Source organism: Mesorhizobium sp. M1A.F.Ca.ET.072.01.1.1, assembly GCF_004023325.1.
Lineage (GTDB): Bacteria > Pseudomonadota > Alphaproteobacteria > Rhizobiales > Rhizobiaceae > Mesorhizobium.
In genome coordinates, this window is sequence record NZ_RZSF01000440.1 from 1 (window position 1) to 4,431 (window position 4,431).

The 4,431-nt window shown below is 64.0% G+C and carries 2 protein-coding genes and 2 pseudogenes; all 4 read right to left on the bottom strand.

The features are described 5' to 3' along the window. Window positions 1-861, bottom strand: a pseudogene (locus EOA32_RS33735) (TIGR02680 family protein); the annotation flags it as partial. After that, window positions 858-2,150, bottom strand: a complete 1,293-nt coding sequence (locus EOA32_RS33740; protein ID WP_210214873.1) for a TIGR02678 family protein — start codon at window positions 2,148-2,150, stop codon at window positions 858-860. The gene EOA32_RS33740 and the pseudogene EOA32_RS33735, both read right to left, overlap by 4 nt. Then, the gene (locus EOA32_RS33745; RefSeq protein WP_245499484.1) at window positions 2,147-3,997 is read right to left on the bottom strand and encodes a TIGR02677 family protein; all 1,851 of its coding nucleotides are present in this window, start codon (window positions 3,995-3,997) and stop codon (window positions 2,147-2,149) included. The genes EOA32_RS33740 and EOA32_RS33745 overlap by 4 nt, the downstream gene beginning before the upstream one ends. Before the next feature lie 126 nt (window positions 3,998-4,123). Then, window positions 4,124-4,431, bottom strand: a pseudogene (locus tag EOA32_RS33750) (glycosyl hydrolase); the annotation flags it as partial.

Below are 4,431 nucleotides of genomic sequence, written 5' to 3' on the forward strand. Positions count from 1 at the left end.
CTGCGTGCCGGCATAGGCGCGATAGCGCTCTTCGAAGCGGCCGACAGCCCTGGCCAGCGCTTGATACTCCTCGAGCTGACGGCGGTCCTCCTCCAACTGGCCCAGCGCCTCGGCGACATCGCCGAGCAGTTCGGGCGCGAGCGGCGGCAGAGCCTCGGTCAAGGCGTTCGAAAGGGCGGTTTCGTCGGGCTTTCTGGAGAGTTGCGGCTGGCGAAGCTGGATCAGAGTATCCATCAACGCGTCGTAGCGCCTGGTGCCCAGATGGAAAAGGCGCTCGTCGACGGCACGGCGGTAGCTGGCGGCGGTGTCGAACAGCTGGCCCCGACCTTCGAGGGCATCGCGCAGACGTTCCCTGGTCAGCACCACCCGTTGGGCGCTCGTCAGCCACAAATCCTGGCTGATGCGCGGCGCATCGTCCGCGTCCTCGATCAAGAAGAACCAGCTGTCGACCTGCGGACGGGCAGCCGTCGCTGACAGGCCGACGCCGAGCGACAGATAGCGCGGCGCACCGTCTTCGGCGATGCGGCCGAACTCGATCCACGCATAGCCGATGCGCCGGTCGTAGCTGTTCATCAGCAGGTTCCAGGCCATCTTCTTGCCACCGTCCCCGTCGGGCTCGATGCGCGAGGGCTTGAGCTGCGCATCGAGAAGCAGCGGCAGCGTCAGCGACAGCACTTTGGACTTGCCGGTGCCGTTGTTGCCGCGCAGCAGCAGATGGCCGTCGCGGAACCAGAATTCCTCGCTGTCGTAGTGAAACAGCTCCACCAGGCCGAGGCGCAGGGGCTGCCAGCGTTCCCGTGTCGGCACCGGCAAAACGGGCTTCCCCGGCTGCGCGGCGATCAGGACAAGGCGGTCGTTCATGTCAATCCGAAGAGGGGACCGACGGCAACGGCCGGCACGTCGCGGGTTTCGCGGATTTGCGCCTCGCCCAACGCGAAGCGGGCGAGCGCAGGGAGCGGATAGACGGTGCCGTCTTTCAACAATGCGAGCTGTAGCTTTTCCAGTCGTTCGATTGCGATGGCGGCGAGCTCGCGTTCGGCGCCTGGCTCGCGTGCCGACTTGCGCCAGTAGCGACCGTAGCGTGTTCTGGCTTCGCGCAGGAAATCGGCAATATCGTGTTCCCGGAAGCCCCGGACGAGTTCCGGCGCTAGCTCGGCGCCATTCGATTTTCGCTGCCGTTGGCCTGCGGCCAGATGCTCGGCGACAAGCAACGTCACATGCGCGTCCGTGCCTTCGGCGGGCATGGCAACGTCGGTCAAAAATCCCGTCTCATCGACCAGCGCCAGCCCCTCGGCGCGCTGCTCGGCAACGAGGCCGGCGGCGTCGCCGAGGCGGGCGGCCATGGTTCCGCGCTGATTGAGGAAATAGGCTCGGACTTCTGGATCCAAGGTCTCGATATAGACTACCGGATCGTCGAGAAGTCGGCGCGCGAGCTGGTGGCGCAGAGCCGTGCGGCGGCCTTCCTCGCTGTCCGCTACATGCCCGTCCACCAGCGCACGCAGCCGTTCCTCGAGCGTAGCCGGGGCCTCTTGCGGCATCCACGTCGACGGGCCGCGCACGGCTGCAAGCATACCGGCGAGCATACGGCGCTGCACGTCATAGAGTGCATCGGCCTGCTCGCCTCGGGCTTGTACGAATGTTTCCTCGTCGCCGGCCACACGATGAAGCACTCCCAGCCCCAGCAGGGTGCGGCATACCCATACGAGTTCGCGCCGCTCATGCTGGGCCTCGAGCGTGAAGGTGAAGTCGAGCCCCGGCTCGGCGGCGAGCTCCAGCAGCCTCTCGCCCAGCAGGCGCAGCGTGATTTGCGGGTCGGCACGCTCAAGCGCAGCGCAGGCAAGGCACAGTAGCACGTAGCGGCGACGATCATAGCCGGGCAGGCCGCGCGTGGCGTCGCTCACGGTTCCGGGATACTTGAAGAGGCGCGCGCCCTCGCGCTCGACCTGCAGCGGCCAGCCCGTCTCGCGCGAAAACCATTCCCGCAAAGCTTCGGCCTGACGGCGCACGGCGGCGAAATCCTCATGTGCCGGGCTCATCAACGGCGTCATCAGCAGCGCGCGCAGGCAGGCACGAAACTCCTCGCGCTGGAAACGCTGCTGCTGCAGACTGATGCTGCGGCCATCCCCACGATTGTCGCGAACCGCTTTCACAAGGCTCCTCGCAGGGGCGTGATGGTGATAATGTGGTCGCGCCCGGCGAACACGCCTCGCGGCGTATCGATGCGGGCATAGCTGTCGGCCGCAAGCGGCTTCAGGTGAATGTGTAGCAAGCCGTCTCCGGTCTGCCGTTCCACGGCCATCTCCGGCCCGGCCTGTTCGCTCAGCGCTTCTCCGAGTAGCCCCAAGAAAAGGCCAAAGGAAGGATTGTCGAGTTCACCCAAGTCGGAAAGGCGCGCCGTTTGGCCGGTGGCGAGGCGCTTGCGTGCCGCCTCGACCTGCAGCGATTCCTCCGCGATCTGGAGCGCCAGGAAAGCGCGATCCTCGGCGCGGTCGCGCACCCGCGGCAACGGTCCGCGCGGCGCGGCCTCCCCGTATTCGCGCAAGCGCGGATGGATTTTGAGCGGCTCGGCGTCAGCCCAAGAGGTACTGGCCGGAAGTGCATCGTCAGCATCGGCGTTCAGCGAGAAATGCCGTGCCGGATTGAGCGCGAAGGCGGCGCGCGCGAGACGGTTCGCCTCGCCATCATTAGTGCAAGCGGCGAACCAGCCAGCGAGCATGCGGAAGTCGGCCGAGCGATCGCTGCGGCCGCTGCGCCGCTCATTGAGGGCAGCAATCGCCACCAGCAGTTGCGGGATCGCCGAGCGCGCCCGCGCTCGCAGCAATTCGGCTTGCGGCAGCTCGTGGCCAGTGCTGAGAAACCAGCCGCGCAGTCCTTTCCAGCGTTCCCGCCAGCCTTGCAGGTAAAGGCCTTGCGCATTGGCCTGATCCTGCGCACTGCCAGGAGCGGCGTCGCGCGATTCGCGCTCTGCCACCTGACCCAACAGGGCGTCCACCCTTGGCTCCAAGGCGAGGATGAGGCGGGCGATGGTGTCGGAGCGGCGCACCAGATCGCCCATGAAGCGCTCCAGGTAATCGATCAGCCGCTTCTTGTAGTTTGCGACCGCGCTCGCCTCAGCTTGCTGCAACTCGATGCTGCGGGCGACGCCGGCCATGAATGCCTGAGCGTTTTCGGCCAGACCCTCGAACACGCGTACCAGATCCCGCAGCGTCTCGTGGATCTTGGCCACGTCCGGCTCGGGTTCGGCGGCCAGAGCTTCAAGCGCCAGCAGTTGGCTCGCTATGTCTTCGAGCGCCACCGTCTGCAATTCGGCACGTCGCTGCAACGTCTGCACGAAGACCGCCAATGCCGATTCCACCGCCTCGCCGCCCTGCGACAGACGGTAGAGAAACCGCGCGCGATAAAAATCGCTGAGACTGGACACGCGCGCGGTGTCCGGGTGCGATTCCAGATTGCCCCATTCCGCCAACTGGGCGAGGGCGCCGTTTATTTCCTCGATGCGTGGCGATCCGTTCGGCCATCGGGCTTCCGCGAGGACCTCGTCTGGTCTCAATTGAAGGCGATATTGCCGTTTCGCTGCGGCGAAGACGTCCATGATGCAGCGGTAGAGCGTAGCTTTGTCTGCATTCAGGTGCCGGAACAGCTCGGCTGAGTCGCTCGCAATTTGCATGGAGATCGCTGCCTCTAAGCTACGATGAGTGTTTTTGCTTTGTTCTGAATGATCGTCAAGCACCACGACGTTTTTTCCACACATGGACAAAGTCCTTGTCTGGGCGGCGCGCCAGCAGCTCCGGTCGGCGCACCCAAAAAGTATGTCCCTGAAGTTCAAATTGACGAGGTCGGTGTCTGGCAGGTCGACCTCAGGGTGCGATGCCTGGATCTGAACTGCACCCGTCCCCAAAAAGACGCTGATGAAGCCCGGCGCATGGTAGTCGCCCCTGGCCAGCAATTGCGCACACGAGCGAGTTGAAGGCCTTTGACGGCGATCGACATCGGTCACGGCAATCCATGATGCCAGGCAGTCATAGCCTTCGATCAGGACGTCCTTTTTCGTTCGTATAGGCGATGGGACGGCCGACATACTTGGCCGACATCCCTTTCAGGCGATCCGCGGCCCGTATATGTCTCACGTCGAAGTCACGGAGCAGTTCTTGAAGTTGAAGTTCGCTCCACCGGGAGACCCGGTAATCTCCACACCGTATTGAATGCTGCCGACATTTATGTCGCCAAAGTAACCCTTAGACTTGAGCCAATCCAGGACACCCTTGATATCCACCGTCCCGCTGTCGGTCTTCGACGTGCGCACCAGCGAGATTACCCTTTGGCCATTGGAGCCTTCAAACACATTCCAATTCGCCCCGCCTACATTGACATTGCTGAAGACCGGGATCGCCGCACCGGAAGGGTCATATTGACTTGAGATCGGCTTAACAT